The sequence below is a fragment of the Acidaminococcus sp. genome, assembly GCF_057597765.1.
This window is the reverse complement of sequence record NZ_DBMBXK010000008.1, coordinates 108,847-128,738: the sequence shown is the minus strand read 5'-3', so window position 1 is coordinate 128,738 and position 19,892 is coordinate 108,847. Positions and strand designations below refer to the sequence as shown.

The window sequence follows — 19,892 nt, the reverse complement described above, 5'->3', positions numbered from 1 at the left end:
TGTAATGGCTATTTGTTTGGGCTGAAAATGGTGATTTCAGCTGGGCTCTAAATGGTCAAATCTGATGGGCTCAAAATGGCTAATTCAGATGGGCTCTAATAATGAAAAAGATATTGCTGAATCTTCAGCTAATCATTATTTGAAACTTTATATTGATCTGCGGAACCAGACGCTGAATACTTATGGGTCAGCAGAAAGTATAATCTGCTATTATCTGGAACGGATAATACAGGATGAATCTCCCAAGGATGCTTTTTCTGCCTGCCAGGGAGCAATGAAAATAGCTCGATACAGAAATAAACAACATTTGGAAGAAAAAATCAGGAAAATCATGAGGGATAGTCAGATAATAAGCAAGTTTGCCCCTGCTCCCATCTCTCCCTCCGCCGCTCTCCAGCACATCCAGTCCTACATCGCCCAAAAAGGGTTCTCCTATGAAGAGGGCCTGATCACTAATTTCTACCTTTGTCTCAAAGCCAAACCATTTGTGATCCTGGCGGGGACTTCGGGCACGGGGAAGACCCGGCTGGTACGGCTTTTTGCAGAGGCGGCGGGGGCCACGGCGGCCAATGGGCGGTATCGGCAGGCGGCAGTGCGCCCGGACTGGTCGGATCCTTCAGATCTGTTCGGCCATGTGGACCTGAACGGGAATTTCGTCCCGGGGGCGGTGACGGATTTCCTGGAAAAGGCTGCGGAAGATCTGGACCATCCGTACTTTCTCTGTTTGGATGAAATGAACCTGGCCCGGGTGGAATATTATCTCAGCGATTACCTTTCTGCCGTAGAGACCCGGGAGCTGAAAGGCGGCTGTATCGCGGCGGATCCCATCCGGGTGGAAGGCCATGGAGACCTGATCCTGCCGGAAAACCTCTATGTGGTGGGGACGGTGAACATGGACGAGACCACCTTTCCTTTCAGCCGGAAGGTGCTGGACCGGGCCAATGCCATCGAGTTTTCTTTTGTGGACCTGATGCCGCCGGAGGAGGATGGAGAAACGGAAACAGCGGAACCTCTGGAACTGGATAACGGATTTTTCCGGAGTGAATGGCTCACCCTGCGGCAGTGCATGGGAGGAGAAGAGGAGGAGAGTGTCCGGAAATGGTGCGGGGTGCTGTGCCAGTGCAATGAAATCCTGAAAAAGGCTGATGCCCAGGTGGGATACCGGGTGCAGGATGAAATCGTTTTCTATCTGCTGTACAGCCGGAAAACAGGCCTGATGGAGGAAAAAGAAGCCATGGACCGGGAAATCCTCCAGAAGATTTTGCCCCGGATCCAGGGCAGCAGCGGAGCGGTCCGGGATATGATCGGGGAGCTGTTCCAGTTCTGTGCGGGGGATTATGAAGGGCTGCGGACGGATTCCGGGGAAATCAATCGGAAAATGGCCCGGCTGCTGGAAGAGGATGGGAGCCGGGTGCGTTTCCCCAGGAGTGCGGCCAAACTGGCTTCCATGATGAGGAGATATGAGGAAGATGGGTTCACTTCATACTGGCAGTGAGGAACTGGTCTTTATCCAGACACCCCAGGTGACGGTGACGGTGAAGGGCCGGGCCCTGTATCCCCGGGCGGCTGTGCTGGGGACGGAGGAAGATACGGCCTGTTTTGAGGTTTCCTGCCGGGAAGAACCGGAAGAGGTTCGGTTCCTGGGCGAGAAAAAGGAGCCCGGAACGGGAAAAATGCCGGTGAAGCCGGTGTTTTATGAGCAGACGCATTATGAGCTGGTGATCGAGAACCGGGGGAATGGGGAAATGACCTTCCGGCATGCCAGCCCGGCCATCCGGGAGTGCATCACTCCGGTGGGGAGCAGCGGGCGTCTCCTGACCGGGGTGGTGGATTTTGGCAGCGACATCGGATATTCGGATTTCGTCATCTGCCTGGACGGGCAGGAATATCTCCGGTTCACGGTGGAGGTATTCCCGGAAAAAATCAGTTACCGGAAGGATTATCTGGCCATTGTGGCGGATGTGACGGAGGAACTGTACAGCCTGATCTTCGATTTTCTCAAAAGGACCTATTCCGGCTGGGGGCAGCAGGGAAAAAGAAGGGGCAGTGCGGTGGAATTCTACGGGGTGATCTGCCAAATCTTCGAGGGATATCTGCGGGCCCTGGACCGGATCCTCCGGCAGCCCCACCATGAGCTCCAGACTGTCCATCGGGTGATGCAGGGGTACAAGGCCAGACGGACGGACCGGCAGACCCTGCGCTGGCTGGAGCGGCATCCGGGAGCCGGTGTGCGCCAGGGAGAAAAGGTGCTGGCACGGAAGGTGCTGGCCCTGGAAAAAAGAAGCACCTGCGATACCCGGGAGAACCGGCTGACCCGGGCCATGGTGGATTCCACCATCCGGCGGATGCGGGACTTCCGGGAACGGGTGCAGGCCCTGGGAAGGGATGGAACCGGGGAAGTGACGGAACGGATCGACGGTATGCTGGGGCAGCTGGACTGGCGGGTACGGCGGTCGTTCCTGGGGAACCTGGAGGAAACCGGGGGAGGCACAGGGATGTCCCTGGTGTTTTCCATGGCCCCGGGTTACCGGGAACTGTACAAGTATTATCTGATGCTGGAACGGGGACTGGATGTGACGGGGGATGTGTTCCGGATGTCCGTAAAGGATCTGGCCCAGCTGTATGAATACTGGTGCTTCATCAAACTGAACCGGCTGCTGAAGGAGAAGTATCAGTTGGTTTCCCAGGATATCATCCATACGGAAGGGAGCCGGCTGTTCGTGACTCTGGTGAAGGGGCGGGGCTCCCAGGTGGATTATCTGGATCCTGTTACCGGGGAAGCCATTGCCCTGCGCTACAATCCCGCCAGACGGGATCTGCCTACGGTTCCACAGAAACCGGACAATGTGCTGACCCTGGTGAAGAAAAGCCTGGACAGCGGGGAGATGACCTGTCGGTACGTGTTCGATGCCAAGTACCGGATCGATCCTGCTCTGCCGGGGAGTTACTATTACAACGTAATCGGACATACGCCGGGGCCCAAAGAGGAAGACATCAACACCATGCACCGTTACCGGGACGCCATTGTCTGCGAAGCGGGGGAAGAGGTGTTCCGCCGGACCATGTTCGGGGCCTATGTGCTGTTTCCCTACGGGAATGAGGAAGAGTACCGGCATCACAAATTTTACCGGAGCATAGAAAAAGTGAACATCGGAGGGCTGCCCTTCCTGCCTTCTGCCACGGAGCTGGTGGAGCAGCGGCTGACGGAGCTGGTGGATGACTCCCCGGAAACGGCTCTGGAAGAAACAGTACTGCCGGCGGGCATCGAGGAAAAGCTGGCCAGGGTGGACTGGTCCCGGCGGGATGTGCTGGTGGGGACCATGAAGGATGGACGGCAGCTGGATGCCTGTCTGGAGGGAAGGTTCTACCATATCCCGGCATCCCGGTTGGGAGAGCAGAATCTGCCCATCCGTTATGTGGCTCTTTACCAGTCGAAAAGGATTTTTGGAGATCGGAGCGGAATACGGTATTATGGAGAAGTAATCCGGACGGAACAGGTGAAGCGCCGGGAAATCCGCGAAATCCCCAAAGACTCCGATGAACCGTATTACCGTTTTGCGGTGAAGGAATGGAAAAGGCTGGAACGGCCTATCGGAGTGCGGGAAATGGGACCCAGGGTACAGGTGATGACCAATCTGTTCCTTCTGCTCCACAGCCGGGAGGTGCCGGACCTGCTGATCCGGTCGGAAGAAGAATATCGGCTGTACACAGAACTGCGCCGACTCACCGGGGACAGATTGGAAGAAACGGATGACGGACCTCTCTGCTGCCGCTGGCAGAACTGCCTCCTGGACGGTCGGGGCGGAAAACTGCGGCTGATCCGTGACGGGAAGATCGTACTGGCGGTGGATAAAGAAAAGTTCCTTCGGCATCCAGGGAGGGTGTTCAGGGGAATAAGGGATAGGGCACGGTGAAAAGCGGTAGGGCCGTTTTTCTGTCTTACGCCAGGCGTCTCACGTCTCACGCCGATGGAGACCATCTGCCGGGGGCAGATGGTCATGAAGGGAAACGCAGCCCCGGGGGCTGCTAACCCACCACCATTGCGAAAGCGCAACGGTCCCCCGCCCTTGAAAAGGGCGGATATACACTCGGGCTGACGCCCATTGCTTTATGACACGTGTGCTGTGACCCAGTGTCATTATCCGCCCTTTTCAAGGGCGGGGGACCAGCCGTTAGGCTGGTGGTGGGTTAGCAGCGTCAGCTGCGTACTCATTCAAAGTAACCCGGTCCCGGGTTACTTTCATCAGCGTGAGACGCTTTTCGCAAGCTGACGTCTGATTTCTGATAGGCCCGTAAGGGCCGGTCTGACGGCTTTCTTACGGTTCAAAGGCAGATGCGTGAGCCTCTGGCATCCGAAACGACTCACGACGAACGACCAACGATACACCAAAAGGCCGCCGGATTTTCCGGCGGCCTTTTCATTCGGGAGGAAAACGCCCGGGGCGTTTTCCAACCTAAAGAATTCCATGCAACTTTCCCAACTTCTGGATCTGATCCAGAGAGTAATGGGTGATCCGGGAAATGGTCTCCATGGGGATCTTTTCTTTCAGCATGGCAACAATGTTGGATTCCCGTTCTTCCTGACGGCCTTCCTGACGGCCTTTCTGTATGCCTTTCTGTATGCCTTGCTGCATACCTTGCCGCATGCCTTCTTCAGCTGCTTCTTTCTGGCGTCTTTTGATTTCATCACTTAAAATCATATATTCTCGCCTCACTTTATCCATACTCTTTACCAGATGGACTTCCTGATCCAGGCTTTCCACGAATTTCCCTTTTGCCGATTTTCCATCCACGTACCGGAGAAAAGCGGCAATCTCAGGATCAGCCGCATTTTCGCTGACTTTACTGTTCAGGAACATCCTGGTTTCCTCATCTTTTAATTTTACCCTGTTATCTTCCTGACAGCAATGGGTAAATGTGTAAATTGGCAGATTTCGATGGAACGGGTCGAACGTGCAGATAAAGATTACGTAGGACGGGTTCAGTTCTTCATAGGGTTTGCCTTTATCCAGCAGTTCCCCATCAATCAGACTCTGGTAGAAACGGCTTCGTTTGGCCAGGTCATTTCTGGGGGAGTTGGTGCACTGCATTTCGATGTCGTACACGCGGCCTTCTTCGTCTTCCACATATACATCAAGACGGATGCTTTTGCCGTCCAGCCGGAGGTTGACGGTCTTTTCGAAGGCCTGGTAATGCAGGGAGCGGACTTTGATTCCCACAATCTTTTCGATGAGGTGGGTACAAAGCTGTTCATTGCGCATCACATGCTGGAAGAGAAAGTTGTCACGGATGGTGAGTTCGTCAAAGGTTTTGATCCTTTCCATTAATCTGCCTCCTTATAAAATTGGTATAGGAATACCCTTCGACATCCAACAGAAAGTTCCTTCCCGAGTGGAAAAATCGGGGTATTAACGGCAAGAATCTGCAGGGAATGAATTTGGAGGGCGGGAAAAGGGAGCAGAGGAAGGGGAAAAGCGGCAGGGCCGTTTTTCTGTCTCACGCAGACGGAGACCATCTGCCGGGGGCAGATGGTCATGAGCTGACAGTCACTAGTCACTAGTCTCTAGCGGCAGGAGGGAACCCACGAGGCGGGTTCCTGGGAACGTATAAAAAACGGCGGCCGGGAAGGGCGGGCCTTTGGCTCGCCCCTACGCCGTTGGGGTCGGATGTTGGATACAACGGTCACAGGAACGGAATCTTCGATAACTTCGTTTCTGTGGATTTCCATTGGCACTTTGACCCCAACGTGGTAGGGGCTGCCCGAAGGGAAGCCCATCCCGGCCTCCGGTTTTTCACGTTCAAAGGCAGATGCGTGAGCATCTGGCATCCGAAACGACCAACGATGCACCAAAAGGCCGCCGAATTGTCCGGCGGCCTTTTCCAAAGTACAAAAATGCGTTATAATAGCCACATGCTTACAATTTACCGCAATAAAGTTTTATTTATGGTATGAGAAATGAGGGGGATTATGGGCAGTATTGTTTCTTTGACGGTGCTTTTTTGCATTTATGCGGTCAGTGAACTGATCGCCATGAAAACCCGGGCGATCCTTTCCACGGTGCTGGGGATTTCGGTGATCCTGCTGGCGGGGTTCTGGTCGGGGATCCTGCCCCAGACCATCATCAAGGATGCCCAGGTTTCTGGCATCGGCATGGGGGTGGTGGGGATGCTGATCGTCTCCATGGGGACCACCATCGACTTTGCGGAACTGAAGCAGGAATGGAAGGTGGTGGTCACTTCCGTGCTCTGTGTGGTGTTTGCAGTAGCGGCCATTATCCTTTTGGGCGGGTTTGTGATGGATCCCAAGATCGCCATTGCCGGTTCTCCCATTTTTGCCGGAGGCAATGCGGCCACCCTGATCATGCTGGCAGCGGCCAAGGAGAAGGGGCTGGCCTATGTGGGGACCTTCTGTCTGGTGCTCCTGGTGACCCAGAAGTTCTTCGGGATCCCCATTGCTTCAGTGGCCCTCCGGCGCCTGGCCCGGCAGCTGCGGGAAGATGAGGCTTTCGTCCGCCGTCACTGTGAGGAGGCGGAAGCAGCAGCCCAGGCGGCCCAAAAGAAGCCTCTGGCCCTGCCTTCGGTGCTGGACAAGCCTTCGGTGTACCTGGCCAAACTGGGTCTGGTGGCCACCCTGTCCTTCTATGCAGCGAAGCTCACCGGGGGCCATGTCCATTATCTGGTCATGTGCCTGATTCTGGGAACGGTGTTCTTTGCTCTGGGGTTCCTGGACAAGGGAATCCTGGGCAAGACCCAGTCCAGCGGCCTGATCATCTTTTTTGTGACCATCGTGATCTTTTCCAACCTGGGGGCCACCACGCCCCAGCAGGTGCTGTCGGTGCTGCCTCCTCTTTTGTGGTCGGCGGTGCTGGGGGTGGCCGGTCTGTGTGTGGCGGCGGCTCTGTGCAGCCGTCTGTTCCGGATGCCCTTTACCCTGGCGGTGTCCCTGGGAATCACCTGCACCTTCGGGTTTCCCACCACCATGCTGATTTCCCAGGAAGTGTCCACGGCCATGGGGGAAACGGAAGAACAGCGGAAGGCTCTCCTGAACTTCCTGCTGCCCAAGATGCTGGTGGCCGGATTCGTGACAGTGACCATCACTTCCGTGGTGCTGGCAGGCTTTGTGGTGAATATTCTGTAGAAGGAGTGTAGGGATATGGATGGACTGGATCTGCAATTGAAGGATTATATTGAGGGAAAGCGGCTGGAAATGCTGAACCTGTGGGCGAAATTCGTCAACACGGAAAGCGGCCCCAAACAGCTGGACGGGGTGAACCAGGTGGGGGATATCCTCCAGGGGGAACTGGAACAGGCAGGGGCCTTTGTGCGCCGGGTGAAGGTGGAACAGGCCGGGGACCTGATCGTAGGGGACTGGAATCCGGGTTCCCCGGAACCGCCGGTGGTGTTCATGGGCCATATGGATACGGTGTTCCCGGCCGGAGCAGCGGCAAAAAATCCCTTCCGGGTGGATGAAGAGGGCAATGCCCACGGACCCGGGGTGCTGGATATGAAGGCGGGGCTGGTGATCGGCCTTTATGCCCTGAAGGCTCTCCAGTCCATTGGCTGGAACAAAAGGCCTATCCGGTTCCTGGGGATCCCGGACGAAGAGACCCTTCACATGTTCTCCAATGCCAAGACCCTGATTGCCCGGGAAGCGGCTGGAGCGGCGGCTGCCCTGAATTTTGAACCGGGGCCGGTGGAGGACAGCCTGGTGATCGGCCGGTACGGGGGCGGGCCTGTATCCATTACGGTCCACGGGGTGGCGGCTCATTCAGGCAGTGCCCCGGAAAAGGGACGGTCGGCTGTGCTGGAAGCGGCTCACAAGATTGTGAAACTGGAGGCTGCCAATGACATTCCCCGGGGGAAACTGATCAACTGCGGAGCTGTGGAAGGAGGCATCGGGGAAAACACCATCCCGGACTACTGCAGGATCCGCATCGGCATCCGGTACCGGAACCAGGCCATCGGGGACGAAATCTTTGCTCTGCTCCGGCAGGTGACGGAGGAGTGCACGGTGGAAGGGACCAGCGCGGAACTGGACACCAGCCGGGTAATGGCCTGCATGGAGACCACCGACGGGGTCCTGAAGCTGTACGACCATGTGGCAAAGACCGGAGAGGACCTGGGTCTGGGGAAACCCCGGGGCATCCAGGTGGGCGGCCTGTCCGATGCGGGAATCACCGTGGGAGCCGGCATCCCCACCCTGTGCGGCATGGGGGTGCGGGGCGCCGGGTCCCATACAGATCAGGAATATGCCCAGGTGGAATCCCTGTATGAACGGTGCCTTCTGGCAGCGGCGGCAGTGCGGCGCCTGTGAGGCGGCCATGGACAGGAGAGTCATTGCCAATGTGATCCTGGGGTTCGGCTGCATCGCCCTGGTGCAGCAGGAATTTTTCCTGGGAGCCGGGCTCATCGCCCTCAGCTGTGTGGTAAGGAAGCAGTAGGGCCGGGTCTGATGTCTCACCCCGGGATGTTGACCGGTCGTGGTATAATACGAATGTATCATAAAATATTACATTTCAAAGGAGACGTATGAAATGAAAGTTTTGCTCTTTAATGGCAGCCGTCGGGAAAAGGGCTGCACCTATACCGCTCTTTCCCTTGTTGCCAAGGAACTGGAAAAGGCCGGGATCCATACGGAAATCGTGTACATCGGCCTGAATACGGTGAACGGGAAACTGGATGAACTGGTGAAGGAATGTGCCGCCAAAATGAAGGAAGCGGACGGCCTGGTAGTAGGGTCCCCTGTGTACTATGCTTCTCCCACCGGGGAAATCCAGGTGTTCCTGGACCGGTTTGCCGGGGTGGCCGGAGCTGACCTGCGGCACAAACCGGCTGCGGCCATTGCCTCTGCCCGGAGAGCCGGCACCAGCACCACCCTGGATGTGCTGAACAAGTACCTGATGTACAACGAAATGCCGGTGGTGTCTTCCAACTACTGGAACATGGTCCACGGGAACACGCCGGAAGAAGTGCTTCAGGACAAAGAAGGGGTCCAGATCATGGAAACCCTGGGCAAGAACATGGCCTGGCTGCTGAAGTGCCTGGAAGCAGGGAAAAAAGCAGGAGTGGAAGAACCGGCCAAACCGGCGAAAGTGATGACGAATTTTATCAGGTAAGAAAAAATGAGGCCACTGTACGTTCTGTACAGTGGCCTCATTTTTTGTCAGCGGTCAATGGTCAATTGTCAATGGCCGAAGGAAGAAACCCGCGGTTGGCGGGTTTCTTTGACAAGAGACGCAGCCTTTGGCTGCTAACCCACCACCAGCCTGGCGGCTGGTCCCCCGCCCTTGAAAAGGGCGGATATAGAGAGACGGGTTGGTGTCCTATTGCCTTGTGATACCCGGGCTGTGCCCGGTATCACTATCCGCCCTTTACAAGGGCGGGGGTATCCATGCGCAGCATGGGTGGTGGGTTAGCCGCGGCAGCGGCGTTTTCCTTCAAAAAAATTGCCTGCAATTTTTTCTTTCGGTGGCTGACCGTTGACCGCTGACTGCTGACAGGGGCTGCTTCGGCAGCCCCTATCTTTTACTGGAAAAAACCAGCCCGCTCAGGGTCAGCAGGGTCCCTGCCACTGCCAGAGGGGTGATGGTTTCGTGGAGAATCAGAGCGGAGAGGATTACGGTGACTACCGGGGCCAGGTAGATGAATACGCTGGTCTTTACGGCTCCCAAAAGCTTCACTGCTCCGTTCCAGGTAACGAAGCAGATGGCGGAGGCTCCCAGTCCCAGAAACAGCAGGTTCCCCAGCCACACCGGATTGCAAAGGCGTTCCAGGTCCAGCCGGAAGGGAAGAACCCCCAGGGCGGGGATCATGAACAGGATCCCGTAGGCGAACACCCGCCGGGTGGTCAGGATGGTGTTCCATCCCCAGCTGCTGATTTTTTTCACCAGATTGGAGTAAAAGGACCAGACCACTGCTGCCAAAACCGACAGGAAATCTCCCACCGGGCTGAAATGGAGGCTGGTGCCGTTGAAACTGATCAGGCAGATCCCGGCCATGGACACCAGGAATCCGATGAAGAAGTTCCGGCGGATGGGCTCCCGCTGCTTCATGAACAGGTGGTTCACCAGGGCGGTGAAAAAAGGGGCCACGCAGATGATCACCCCCACATTGGAGGCCATGGTATAGGTAAGGGCGATGTTTTCCAGCAAATAATAGAGGCAGATGCCGCAGAGCCCGGCGGCGGCCAGGGTCTTTTCCTGGTCGAAGGTCCGTTTGGGCAGCTTGTGGGGACACAGCACAAAAAGGAACACCAGCCCCAGCACAAACCGGAAGAACAAAATCTCCAGGGGAGTGAAGCCGGTAAGCAGGACTTTGGTGGATACGAAAGTGGTGCCCCAGATGATGACGGTGAACAGGGCCAGGAGACGGCCCCGGGTTTCTGTATTCTGCAAGGTGATGACTCCTTTAAGGTTGTTTAGGTTGATTGACTGGCTGTTTCCTATTATACAGGAGAACCGTCCGGCTGTCTCAAAAAATTCAGTATTTTTCCCAAAAAACGGGAATCAGAAAAAATATAAAAAAAGTTGCAAAAAGTGCTTGACGATTTCCCTTCTATGCCGTATAATCATTCTTGTGTTCGGGGCGTAGCGCAGTTTGGTAGCGCGCTTCCTTGGGGTGGAAGAGGTCGTGAGTTCGAATCTCGCCGCTCCGACCATTTAATTGAACGGAACGCCACAAAGGTCAGCTTTGTGGCGTTTTTTCATATGCAAAAGAACCGGGACGGTCCGTGACCGGTCCCGGCTGCCCATGGTATAATGTACAATGGAAGAATCTGGACCATCTGTAATTGAGGATTGGAGGAATACCTTGCATGTCTGAGCTGCAGGAGAAGATTGCCAAACGAAGAACCTTTGCCATTATTTCCCACCCGGATGCCGGGAAGACCACACTGACGGAAAAACTGTTGCTGTACGGAGGGGCCATCCATCTGGCCGGTTCCGTCAAATCCCGGAAGGCCAACAAGCATGCGGTGTCCGACTGGATGGAAATCGAAAAGCAGAGAGGGATTTCCGTAACCTCTTCGGTACTCCAGTTCGATTATGACGGGTACCGGGTGAATATCCTGGATACCCCCGGGCACCAGGACTTTTCGGAAGACACCTACCGGACCCTGATCGCCGCCGACAGCGCGGTGATGCTCATCGACGCAGCCAAAGGGGTGGAACCCCAGACCAAGAAGCTGTTCTGGGTGTGCCACCGGCGGAAGCTGCCCATCTTCACCTTTGTGAACAAACTGGACCGGTACGGCCGGGCCCCCATGGACCTGATGGACGAAATCGAAAAGGTGCTCCACATCAACGCCTATCCCATCAACTGGCCCATCGGCACCGACGGCCATTACATCGGGGTATACGACCGGCTGAAGAAGCAGGTGGAACTGTTCGACAACGACAGCAGCCACGGATCCAAGATCCTGAAGAGCACCACCGGCAGCCTGGATGATCCTGCCATCAAGGAAGCCATCGGGGAAGCCAATCTCCAGAATCTGATGGATGATATCGAACTGCTGGATATGGCCGGGGATGAATTCGATCTGGCCAAAGTGGATGCCGGGGAACTGACGCCCATGTTCTTCGGGTCCGCCATGACCAACTTCGGGGTACGGAGCTTCCTGGAAAAATTCCTGGAACTGTCTCCGGAACCCCAGCCCCGGAAACTGAAGGACGGGGGCGTGGTGAATCCCACCGACGAGGACTTCACCGCTTTCATCTTCAAGATCCAGGCCAACATGAACCCGGCCCACCGGGACCGGATTTCCTTTATGCGGATCTGCTCCGGGGTGTTCGAAAAGGGCATGACCGTATGGCATGTCCAGGGACAGAAACCGGTGAAACTGGCCCAGCCCCAGCAGTTCATGGCCCAGGAGAGGACCACTGTGGAAAAGGCCTACCCGGGGGATATCATCGGGGTGTTCGACCCGGGGATCTTCACCATCGGAGATACCCTGTGCAATGAGAAGCACCCGGTGCAGTTCGAGGATTTCCCCATTTTCCCGCCGGAAATCTTCGCCAAGGTCCAGCCCAAGGATTCCATGAAACGGAAGCAGTTTGAAAAGGGCATTGTCCAGCTGGCCCAGGAAGGGGCCATCCAGGTGTTCAAGCAGAAGGACATCGGGATGGAAAGCTTCGTGGTCGGCGTGGTGGGCGTGCTGCAGCTGGAAGTACTGGAATACCGGCTGCTGAACGAATACAATGCCAAGCTGGTGCTGGAACAGCTGCCTTATTCCGTGGCCCGGTGGGTCTATGCGGATGATCCGGAACTGATCCGGAACATCAAAGGCCTGGACAACGGGATGCTGGTGTACGACAAGCTGGGACGGCCGGTGGTGCTGGTATCCAATGAATGGAACCTGAACTGGATACTGGAACGGAATCCGGGGATCAACTTCACCCAGGTCCCCAGCGAGGCACGGGCGATTTAAGGAGAAAAGGAAGGAACCTGCCTGAAGCAGGTTCCCGTGAAGGGAAACGCAGCCGGGGGCTGCTAACCCACCACCAGCCTGGGGGCTGGTCCCCCGCCCTTGAAAAGGGCGGATATAGAAGAGTGAAAGTAACGGCTGGTCCCCGCCCTTGAAAAGGGCGGATATAGAAGAGTGAAAGTAACGGCTGGTTCCCCGCCCTTGAAAAGGGCGGATATAGAAAAGTGAAAGTAACAGCTGGTCCCCCGCCCTTGAAAAGGGCGGATATAGAAGAGTGAAAGTAACGGTTGGTCCCCCGCCCTTGAAAAGGGCGGATATAGTGAGGTGGACTTATGGACAACAAGAAACCTGCTGTGGATATCCTGGGAGTGCCGGTGACTCCTTTTTCCATGGCGGAAGCAGTGGCGTGGCTTATGGAACGGGTGGACCGGGATCTTCCCACCCAGGTGGTCACCGCCAATGCGGAAATCATCATGATGGCCCAGCAGATGCCGGCCTACAAGGCCCTGCTGGACAAAACGGACCTGATCCTGGCGGACGGGGCCGGCACCGTGTGGGCCGGACGGACCCTGGGGAACCAGGTGCCGGAACGGGTGGCCGGTTTCGACCTGTTCCTGGAGCTTTTGAAGGACGGGGCCCGAAGAGGCACGAAATTCTTCCTGTTCGGGGCGGCTCCGGGGATTGCGGAAGCAGCGGCTGCCAAGGCGGCGGAAATCGCCCCGGGGGTGCAGATCGTGGGCACCCGGAACGGCTACTTCACCAAAGCCGATGAACCGGATATCATCCGGCAGATCAATGCAAGCGGAGCCCAGGTGCTGTTCGCGGCCCTGGGGGCTCCCAAGCAGGAATTCTGGCTGGAAGAACACCGGGATGCCCTGATGCCTGCCCTGCGGGTGGGCCTGGGAGGCAGCTTCGACGTGCTGGCCGGGAAAATGGAACGGGCGCCCAAATGGATGCAGGAAGCTTCCCTGGAGTGGCTGTTCCGGCTGTACAAGCAGCCCAGCCGCCTGGGACGGATGATGGCCCTGCCGAAATTCGTGGTGAAGGTACTGGAAGCCAAACACGGCCGGAAATAACAGGGCCTGGACTCCACCATTTTTTGCCGTACAGATTTGGACAAAGAAACTGAGATAAGGTATAATAAAACGATGGGTGGAGGTGAAGATGTGACCAAATACAAATACCATATAGTAAAGGAAGGCTATCCCTTTATCGGGACCATGCTGGCCGTGACCATCCTGGCCGGTTATGTGGCCGGTCCGGTTTTTGCAGTACCCCCGGCGGTCCTGATGATTTATTTTGGCTACTTCTTCCGGAACCGGGTGCTGGATGTGAAGCAGGATCCTGATATCCTGTATTCTCCGGCGGACGGTACGGTGATGGGGGTAGAGGAGTTTTTCGATAAAGAATATCTCAACGAACCGGCCAAGAAAGTGACCATTTTCCTGTCCGTGTTCAATGTGCATACCAACCGGGCTCCCATGACGGGGCTGGTGAAGTACATGCGCTACACCTGTGGGGGGTACGAACCGGCTTTCAAGGATTCGGCACCCATTGTGAACGAACGGATGGCCATCGGCCTGGACAACGGCACCAACCGGATCCTGGTGATCCAGATTGCCGGGATCCTGGCCCGGCGGATCGTTTCCTGGACCAGCCTGGGCAGCCGGCTGAAACAGGGTGACTGCTACGGCATGATCAAGTTCGGTTCCTGTACGGAACTGGTGGTTCCCCGTTCTGTGGAGATCCTGGTCCGGAAAGGGGACAAGGTGCAGGGCGGTATCAGTATCATCGGGAGGCAGAAAGCAGAATGAACTACAAACGCATGGTCCCCAACAGCATCAGCGGCCTGAGCCAGATGCTGGGACTGATTTCCATTTATCTGTCCATGGAAAAGGATTTTTCCCTGGCAGCCATCTTCATTATCCTGGCCATCCTGGCCGATTCCTGTGACGGCCGTGCCGCCCGGGCTCTGGGGGTCAGCGGACCTTTCGGGGTGGAGATGGATTCTCTCTGTGACGTGTGTTCCTTCGGCATGGCACCTTCGGTGCTGATCTATACCTATTCCCTCCATGAACTGGGAGTGGCGGGGATGATCATCTCCGGTCTTTTTGCCTTCGGGGCGGCCATGCGGCTGGCCCGGTTCAACGTGAATGTCAGCGATATTCACGGATACTTCCAGGGGATGCCGGCGCCGGCGGGAGCCTGCGTCATCGTCACCTTCGTGCTGGGAGGCATGCAGATCGGCCCGGTGCTCACCTCCATCCTGACGGTGGCTGTGGCCTGCCTGATGTACAGTGATGTAAAGTATCCGGATTTCAAGGGCCATGGGAATCCCCTGTTCCGGGTGCCGGTGATCATTTCTTTCATCCTGGGGGCTCTGGTATTGTACAGCGATCTGAAGGCCTGGCCTTTTGTGATCATGTTCACCTATACCCTGTGCGGGGTGCTCAATGCTGTGTATGTGAAAGTGACGGGGAAACAGGCCGTCTTTAAGTAAGAGGAGGAAACAAGAGGTTTTATGAGCACGTATTTTGACATCATCATGGTTCCCCTCCAAGTGCTGATTGTCTTTTTCACCATCTATTATTTTGTGATTTCCCTTTTTGGCATTCTGCCCCGGAAAAAAGAAAAGAAGATCCTGACGCCCAAGACCACCTTTGCCGTGATCGTGGCCGCCCACAACGAAGAAAAAGTCATCGGGGAGCTGGTGGAGAACCTCCATATGCTCCGGTATCCCGACGAACTGTATGACATTTTCGTCATCGCCGACAACTGCAAGGACCATACGGCGGATGTGGCCCGGAAAGCCGGAGCCATTGTGTACGAACGGTTTAATCAGGAGGAAGTGGGGAAGGGGTTCGCCCTGGAATGGATGTTCCGGCAGCTGTTTGCCCTGGACAGACAGTATGATGCAGTGGCCATTTTCGATGCGGACAACCTGGTGCACCCGGACTTCCTGAAGGAAATGAACAACCGGTTCTGCAAAGGGGAACGGCTGATCCAGGGGTATCTGGACGTGAAGAACCCCAACGACAGCTGGGTCAGCGGCACCTTCGCCATCAACTTCTGGATCGTGAACCATGTATGGCATCTGGCCAAGTATACCATCGGGCTCTCCAGCGTGTTCGGGGGCACCGGCATGGTGATCGCCACGGAAGTGCTGAAAAAGTACGGGTGGAAAGCCACCTGCCTGACGGAAGACATGGAATTCACCATGAAGTGCCTGCTGGAAGGGATCCCCACCACCTGGTGCCAGGATGCCATCATCTACGACGAAAAGCCCCAGACCTTCAAGGCTTCCTGGAACCAGCGGAAACGGTGGGCCCAGGGCCAGTTCGATGTGGCAGGCCGGTACATGGGGAAGCTGCTGAAGGAAGGGATCCGGAAGCGGGACATTGTGATCCTGGATGGGGTCATCGACGTGTTCCAGCCCTATTTCATGCTGATCTCCACCTTCTTCGTGCTCTGCAGCACCATCTACAACTTTGTGCCCTTCTACACCAATGTGCTCTATGCCCTGCTGCCTTACCATGTGTGGCAGGTGATCGGGGTGGCCCAGTATGTGATCCCGGCCATTATCCTGTTCAAGATCAATGCGGCCCCCAAATCCTGGTTCTACACCCTGTTCTATCCGCTGCTGCTCTACAGCTGGGTGCCCATTACCATTTTGGGATTCCTGCACCGTCATGAACACGTGTGGAGCCATACCATCCACACCCGGAGCATCAGCTTCAACGATGTGCTGGTGCCGGAAAGTGCAGAAACCGGGCCGAAGCAGATCGTACTGCCGAAAGAGAAAAGATAAGGGCTGCAAAGCAGCCTGCGATTGGGGGCTGTTGCTCATGCAACAGCCCTTTTTCTGTTTCATCCTTGACAAAATCCCTGCATATTGCTATAGTATGGGTATCAACAGAATAGTTCCGGTAGGCAAGGCTCCTACAGGGATACGGACTGCTGCCGCAACAGGATGGAGACATCCCGCGTAGGTCTGAACAGGCTGCGTCAAACAAGAAGGCGCCGCATAATGCAGTTACACCGCCCTGTAGAGTTGAAGCTCGTACGGTGGCGGTGAAAGCGGCTGGCAGCTGTTTCCACTGAAGTGTGTTTTGCATTTGTGCCGTTCGGGTTTCCCCCGGACGGCTTTTCTGTTATGTGAATCTGAGTCCTGGAAAGGTGGTGGCAAAGCATGGACGGTGCTGGTGGAGGCAGTCATCCTCACGGTTTGGGCAGCGGAATTTTCACAGACTGGCAGTGCCGGTCCGGTTTTGCTGCGCGTTTCTGAGCTGACGGCCTCTTAAAGAGGGGAAACGGTCCCCGGATTTCTTTAGGAGGAGAACATGAAAAAAGAAAATATGGACAAAAAATTCCAGCTGGCGGCCCATGAAGCCCAGGCAAAGCTCCTGGAGGCAGCTGCCCTGGAAACCAACGATGTGATGGCCCGGTACGGTACCGGGGCTTCCGGCCTGACGGAAGAACAGGCAGAGGCTTCCCGGGACAGATACGGAGCCAACAAGGTGACCCGGGAAAAGAAGAAGAGCGTGGCCGCCCGTCTGGTGGAAGCTTTTGTGAATCCCTTTACGGTGATCCTGTTTGTGCTGGCGGGGGTGTCCACGGTAACGGATATCATCCTGCCCCTGCGCTCCGGGAACATGGATGATTTCAACCCGGTGACGGTATGCATCATCCTGACTTTGCTGCTGATCTCCGGGGTACTCCGGTTCGTCCAGGAAACCCGCAGCGGGGATGCGGCAGCGAAACTTTTGGAACTGATCACCACCACCTGCACGGTGATCCGGGACGGGGGCAAAAAGAAGGAAATTCCCCTCCAGGACGTGACGGTGGGAGACCTGGTGTGGCTGTCCACTGGTGATATGGTACCGGCGGATCTGCGGATCCTGGATGCCAAGGACCTGTTTGTGAGCCAGGCTTCCCTGACTGGGGAAAGCGCCCCTCAGGAGAAGGTCCCTTATAAAGTGGATGCCAGCGGGGACAAAGCGGTGACGGAACTGTCCAACCTGGCTTTTATGGGCACCAATGTGATTTCCGGTTCCGCCACCGGTCTGGTGCTGGGCATCGGGGACCACACCCTGTTCGGCAGCATGGCCAGCTCCATGGCCCAGGAGGCTCCGGAAACCAACTTCACCAAAGGAGTGAACTCGGTATCCTGGGTACTGATCCGGTTCATGATGGCTATGGTGCCCCTGGTATTTTTCATCAACGGATTTACCAAAGGGGACTGGGTGTCCGCCTTCCTGTTCGCCATTTCTGTGGCGGTGGGGCTGACGCCGGAAATGCTCCCCATGATCGTTACCACCTGCCTGGCCAAAGGGGCCGTTTCCATGTCGGAAAAAAAGACGGTGGTGAAGAGCCTGAACTCCATCCAGAGCTTTGGGGCCATGGATGTGCTGTGTACGGACAAGACCGGTACCCTGACCCAGGACAAGGTGGCTCTGGAATACCATCTGGATCCCAACGGTCAGTCCAGTCAGCGGGTGCTCCGGTATGCTTACCTGAACAGCTATTTCCAGACCGGGTACAAGAATTTTATGGATCGGGCCATTATTGAAAAAACGGAAGAAGAGGAAAAGGCAGACCCCAAGCTGGTGGATCTGTCGGAGAATTACCGGAAGGTGGACGAGGTGCCTTTTGACTTTGCCCGGCGGAGACTGTCCGTTGTGGTCATCGATCCCAAAAACCGGACCCAGATGATCACCAAAGGGGCGGTGGAAGAAATGCTGGCCATCTGCAGCCAGGTGGAACAGCCGGAAGGGACGGTGGAACTCACCGATGCCCTGCGGAGGAAAATCCGCCAGGTAGCGGACCAGCTGAATGAAGAGGGGATGAGGGTGATCGCCCTGGCCCGGAAAATCAATCCTTCCCCGGTAGGGGCTTTCGGGTCCAAGGATGAACGGGACATGGTGCTCATGGGGTACCTGGCCTTCCTGGATCCGCCCAAGGAAAGCGCCGGTCAGGCCATCCAGGCTCTGAAGGACCATGGGGTCACCACCAAGGTGCTTACCGGGGACAACGAAAAGACCACCCGGTGCATCTGCCGTCAGGTGGGGCTGCCGGTGGAACACATCCTTTTGGGCAGCGACCTGGAAAAAATGGATGACGGACAGTTGGCAGCAGAAGTGGAAGGAACCACCGTGTTCGCCAAGCTGTCTCCGGACCAGAAGGCCCGGGTGGTGGGCGCTCTCCAGGCCAAAGGCCATACGGTGGGGTTCATGGGAGACGGAATCAACGATGCCCCGGCCCTCAAGATGGCGGATATCGGGATTTCCGTGGACAGTGCCGTGGATATCGCCAAGGAAAGTGCGGATATCATCCTGCTGGAAAAGAGCCTGATGGTGCTGGAAGAAGGAATCGTGGAAGGCCGGAAAACCTATGCCAACATGATCAAATACATCAAGATGACTGCATCTTCCAACTTCGGGAACATGTTCTCGGTGCTGGCGGCCAGCGCTCTGCTGCCGTTTTTGCCCATGAGCAGTCTCCAGCTGCTGATCTTGAACCTGCTGTACGAAATTTCCTGCATTGCCATTCCCTGGGACAATGTGGACGAGGATTATCTGAAGGTGCCCCGGAACTGGGATGCTTCCAGCATCGGCAGCTTTATGCTGTGGCTGGGGCCCACCAGCTCGGTGTTCGACTGGATCACCTATCTGGTGCTGTATTTCGTGATCTGTCCTCAGATGCTTTCTGGCGGGGTCACCTACAACCACATTGCTGCCGATGCAGTGGTGGGCCAGGGAGTCTTTGCCGGCATGAACCTGCGGGATGCCTATGAGGCCCTGTTCCAGGCCGGGTGGTTCGTGGAATCCATGTGGACCCAGACTCTGGTGATCCACATGCTCCGGACGCCCAAACTGCCTTTTGTCCAGAGCCATGCGTCGGCGCTTCTGACCGCCATGACCGGCAGCGGCATTGCTCTGTGCACCCTGCTGCCCTTTACCGGGGCTCTGGGAAGGGATCTGGGATTCCTGCCCCTGCCAGGGATGTATTTCGGGTTCCTGGCGCTGGTGGTGGCCGGATATATGCTGCTGACCACCAGCATCAAGAAGGCCTACATCCGGCATTACGGGAGTTTGCTGTGACAGGGAAAAGTGAAGAGGGAAGAGCAGGATCGGCGTGGGAGCGGCGAATCCATTGGGATTCCGTAATCGGCTGATGGAAGGAATCTGCGGCCGCAGATTCCGTTGAAGGGAAACGCAGCTGGCGCTGCTAACCCACCACCATTGCGCAGGCGCAACGGTCCCCCGCCCTTGCAAAGGGCGGATATACGCTCGAGCTGGTGCCCATTGTTTTTTGTGGGTACAAGGGCGTAAGGCCCGCGTATCCACTATCCGCCCTTTGCAAGGGCGGGGGACCAGCCGCAAGGCTGGTGGTGGGTTAGCTGCCGCAGGGCAGCGTTTCCCTTCAGGGAACCCGCTGAGAGCGGGTTCCTTCCAAAACAATGAACGACGAA

The 19,892-nt window shown here is 56.4% G+C and carries 14 protein-coding genes, 1 tRNA gene and 1 riboswitch; of the genes, 13 read left to right on the top strand and 2 right to left on the bottom strand.

What is annotated here, in order from left to right:
• The first annotated feature begins 331 nt into the window (after positions 1–331).
• Positions 332–1,495 carry an McrB family protein gene (locus ACZOF8_RS07160; RefSeq protein ID WP_487426722.1) on the top strand — a complete coding sequence of 388 codons (1,164 nt, stop codon included), beginning with the start codon at positions 332–334 and terminating at the stop codon, positions 1,493–1,495.
• Entirely contained in the window at positions 1,470–3,914 is a 2,445-nt protein-coding gene (locus tag ACZOF8_RS07155) for a DUF2357 domain-containing protein (protein ID WP_487426721.1), read from the top strand. Before ACZOF8_RS07160 ends, ACZOF8_RS07155 begins: the two co-directional genes overlap by 26 nt.
• Before the next feature lie 540 nt (positions 3,915–4,454).
• Here the strand turns inward: ACZOF8_RS07155 and ACZOF8_RS07150 are convergent.
• Complete coding sequence (locus ACZOF8_RS07150) at positions 4,455–5,324, bottom strand: Rpn family recombination-promoting nuclease/putative transposase (protein WP_487426720.1); 870 nt, start codon at positions 5,322–5,324, stop codon at positions 4,455–4,457.
• Between the two features lie 644 nt (positions 5,325–5,968).
• On the opposite strand from ACZOF8_RS07150, the gene ACZOF8_RS07145 reads away from it, so the two are divergent.
• From ACZOF8_RS07145 to ACZOF8_RS07130, 4 genes are all read left to right on the top strand, one after another.
• The gene (locus tag ACZOF8_RS07145) at positions 5,969–7,138 is read left to right on the top strand and encodes a hypothetical protein (RefSeq protein ID WP_154488603.1); all 1,170 of its coding nucleotides are present in this window, start codon (positions 5,969–5,971) and stop codon (positions 7,136–7,138) included.
• Positions 7,139–7,153: 15 nt separating this feature from the next.
• Complete coding sequence (locus tag ACZOF8_RS07140) at positions 7,154–8,314, top strand: M20/M25/M40 family metallo-hydrolase (RefSeq protein WP_487426719.1); 1,161 nt, start codon at positions 7,154–7,156, stop codon at positions 8,312–8,314.
• On the top strand, positions 8,271–8,441 hold the full coding sequence (locus tag ACZOF8_RS07135; RefSeq protein WP_022487107.1) for a hypothetical protein: 171 nt from the start codon (positions 8,271–8,273) through the stop codon (positions 8,439–8,441). Before ACZOF8_RS07140 ends, ACZOF8_RS07135 begins: the two co-directional genes overlap by 44 nt.
• Before the next feature lie 93 nt (positions 8,442–8,534).
• Positions 8,535–9,116: a flavodoxin family protein gene (locus ACZOF8_RS07130; protein ID WP_308664639.1), complete on the top strand. Its 582-nt coding sequence runs from the start codon at positions 8,535–8,537 to the stop codon at positions 9,114–9,116.
• A 402-nt stretch (positions 9,117–9,518) separates the two neighbouring features.
• Here the strand turns inward: ACZOF8_RS07130 and ACZOF8_RS07125 are convergent, their stop codons facing one another.
• A complete protein-coding gene (locus tag ACZOF8_RS07125) occupies positions 9,519–10,394 on the bottom strand; it encodes a DMT family transporter (protein WP_481143836.1) in 876 nt (291 codons plus the stop codon).
• A gap of 186 nt (positions 10,395–10,580) precedes the next feature.
• Here ACZOF8_RS07125 and ACZOF8_RS07120 point away from each other — a divergent pair.
• From ACZOF8_RS07120 to mgtA, 7 genes are all read left to right on the top strand, one after another.
• A tRNA-Pro gene (locus ACZOF8_RS07120) sits at positions 10,581–10,657 on the top strand.
• A 156-nt stretch (positions 10,658–10,813) separates the two neighbouring features.
• Positions 10,814–12,424 (top strand): peptide chain release factor 3, encoded by a 1,611-nt coding sequence (locus ACZOF8_RS07115; RefSeq protein ID WP_022486899.1) that lies wholly within the window; start codon positions 10,814–10,816, stop codon positions 12,422–12,424.
• A gap of 329 nt (positions 12,425–12,753) precedes the next feature.
• On the top strand, positions 12,754–13,497 hold the full coding sequence (locus ACZOF8_RS07110) for a WecB/TagA/CpsF family glycosyltransferase (protein ID WP_487426718.1): 744 nt from the start codon (positions 12,754–12,756) through the stop codon (positions 13,495–13,497).
• A gap of 90 nt (positions 13,498–13,587) precedes the next feature.
• Positions 13,588–14,235 (top strand): phosphatidylserine decarboxylase, encoded by a 648-nt coding sequence (locus ACZOF8_RS07105; protein ID WP_022487746.1) that lies wholly within the window; start codon positions 13,588–13,590, stop codon positions 14,233–14,235.
• Complete coding sequence (gene pssA, locus ACZOF8_RS07100; protein WP_279128162.1) at positions 14,232–14,921, top strand: CDP-diacylglycerol--serine O-phosphatidyltransferase; 690 nt, start codon at positions 14,232–14,234, stop codon at positions 14,919–14,921. The genes ACZOF8_RS07105 and pssA overlap by 4 nt, the downstream gene beginning before the upstream one ends.
• Positions 14,922–14,942: 21 nt before the next feature.
• Entirely contained in the window at positions 14,943–16,229 is a 1,287-nt protein-coding gene (locus ACZOF8_RS07095; RefSeq protein WP_154488597.1) for a glycosyltransferase family 2 protein, read from the top strand.
• A gap of 107 nt (positions 16,230–16,336) precedes the next feature.
• A riboswitch (M-box (ykoK) riboswitch) is annotated at positions 16,337–16,498 on the top strand.
• A 263-nt stretch (positions 16,499–16,761) separates the two neighbouring features.
• Complete coding sequence (mgtA, locus tag ACZOF8_RS07090) at positions 16,762–19,521, top strand: magnesium-translocating P-type ATPase (protein ID WP_487426717.1); 2,760 nt, start codon at positions 16,762–16,764, stop codon at positions 19,519–19,521.
• Positions 19,522–19,892: the final 371 nt, after the last annotated feature.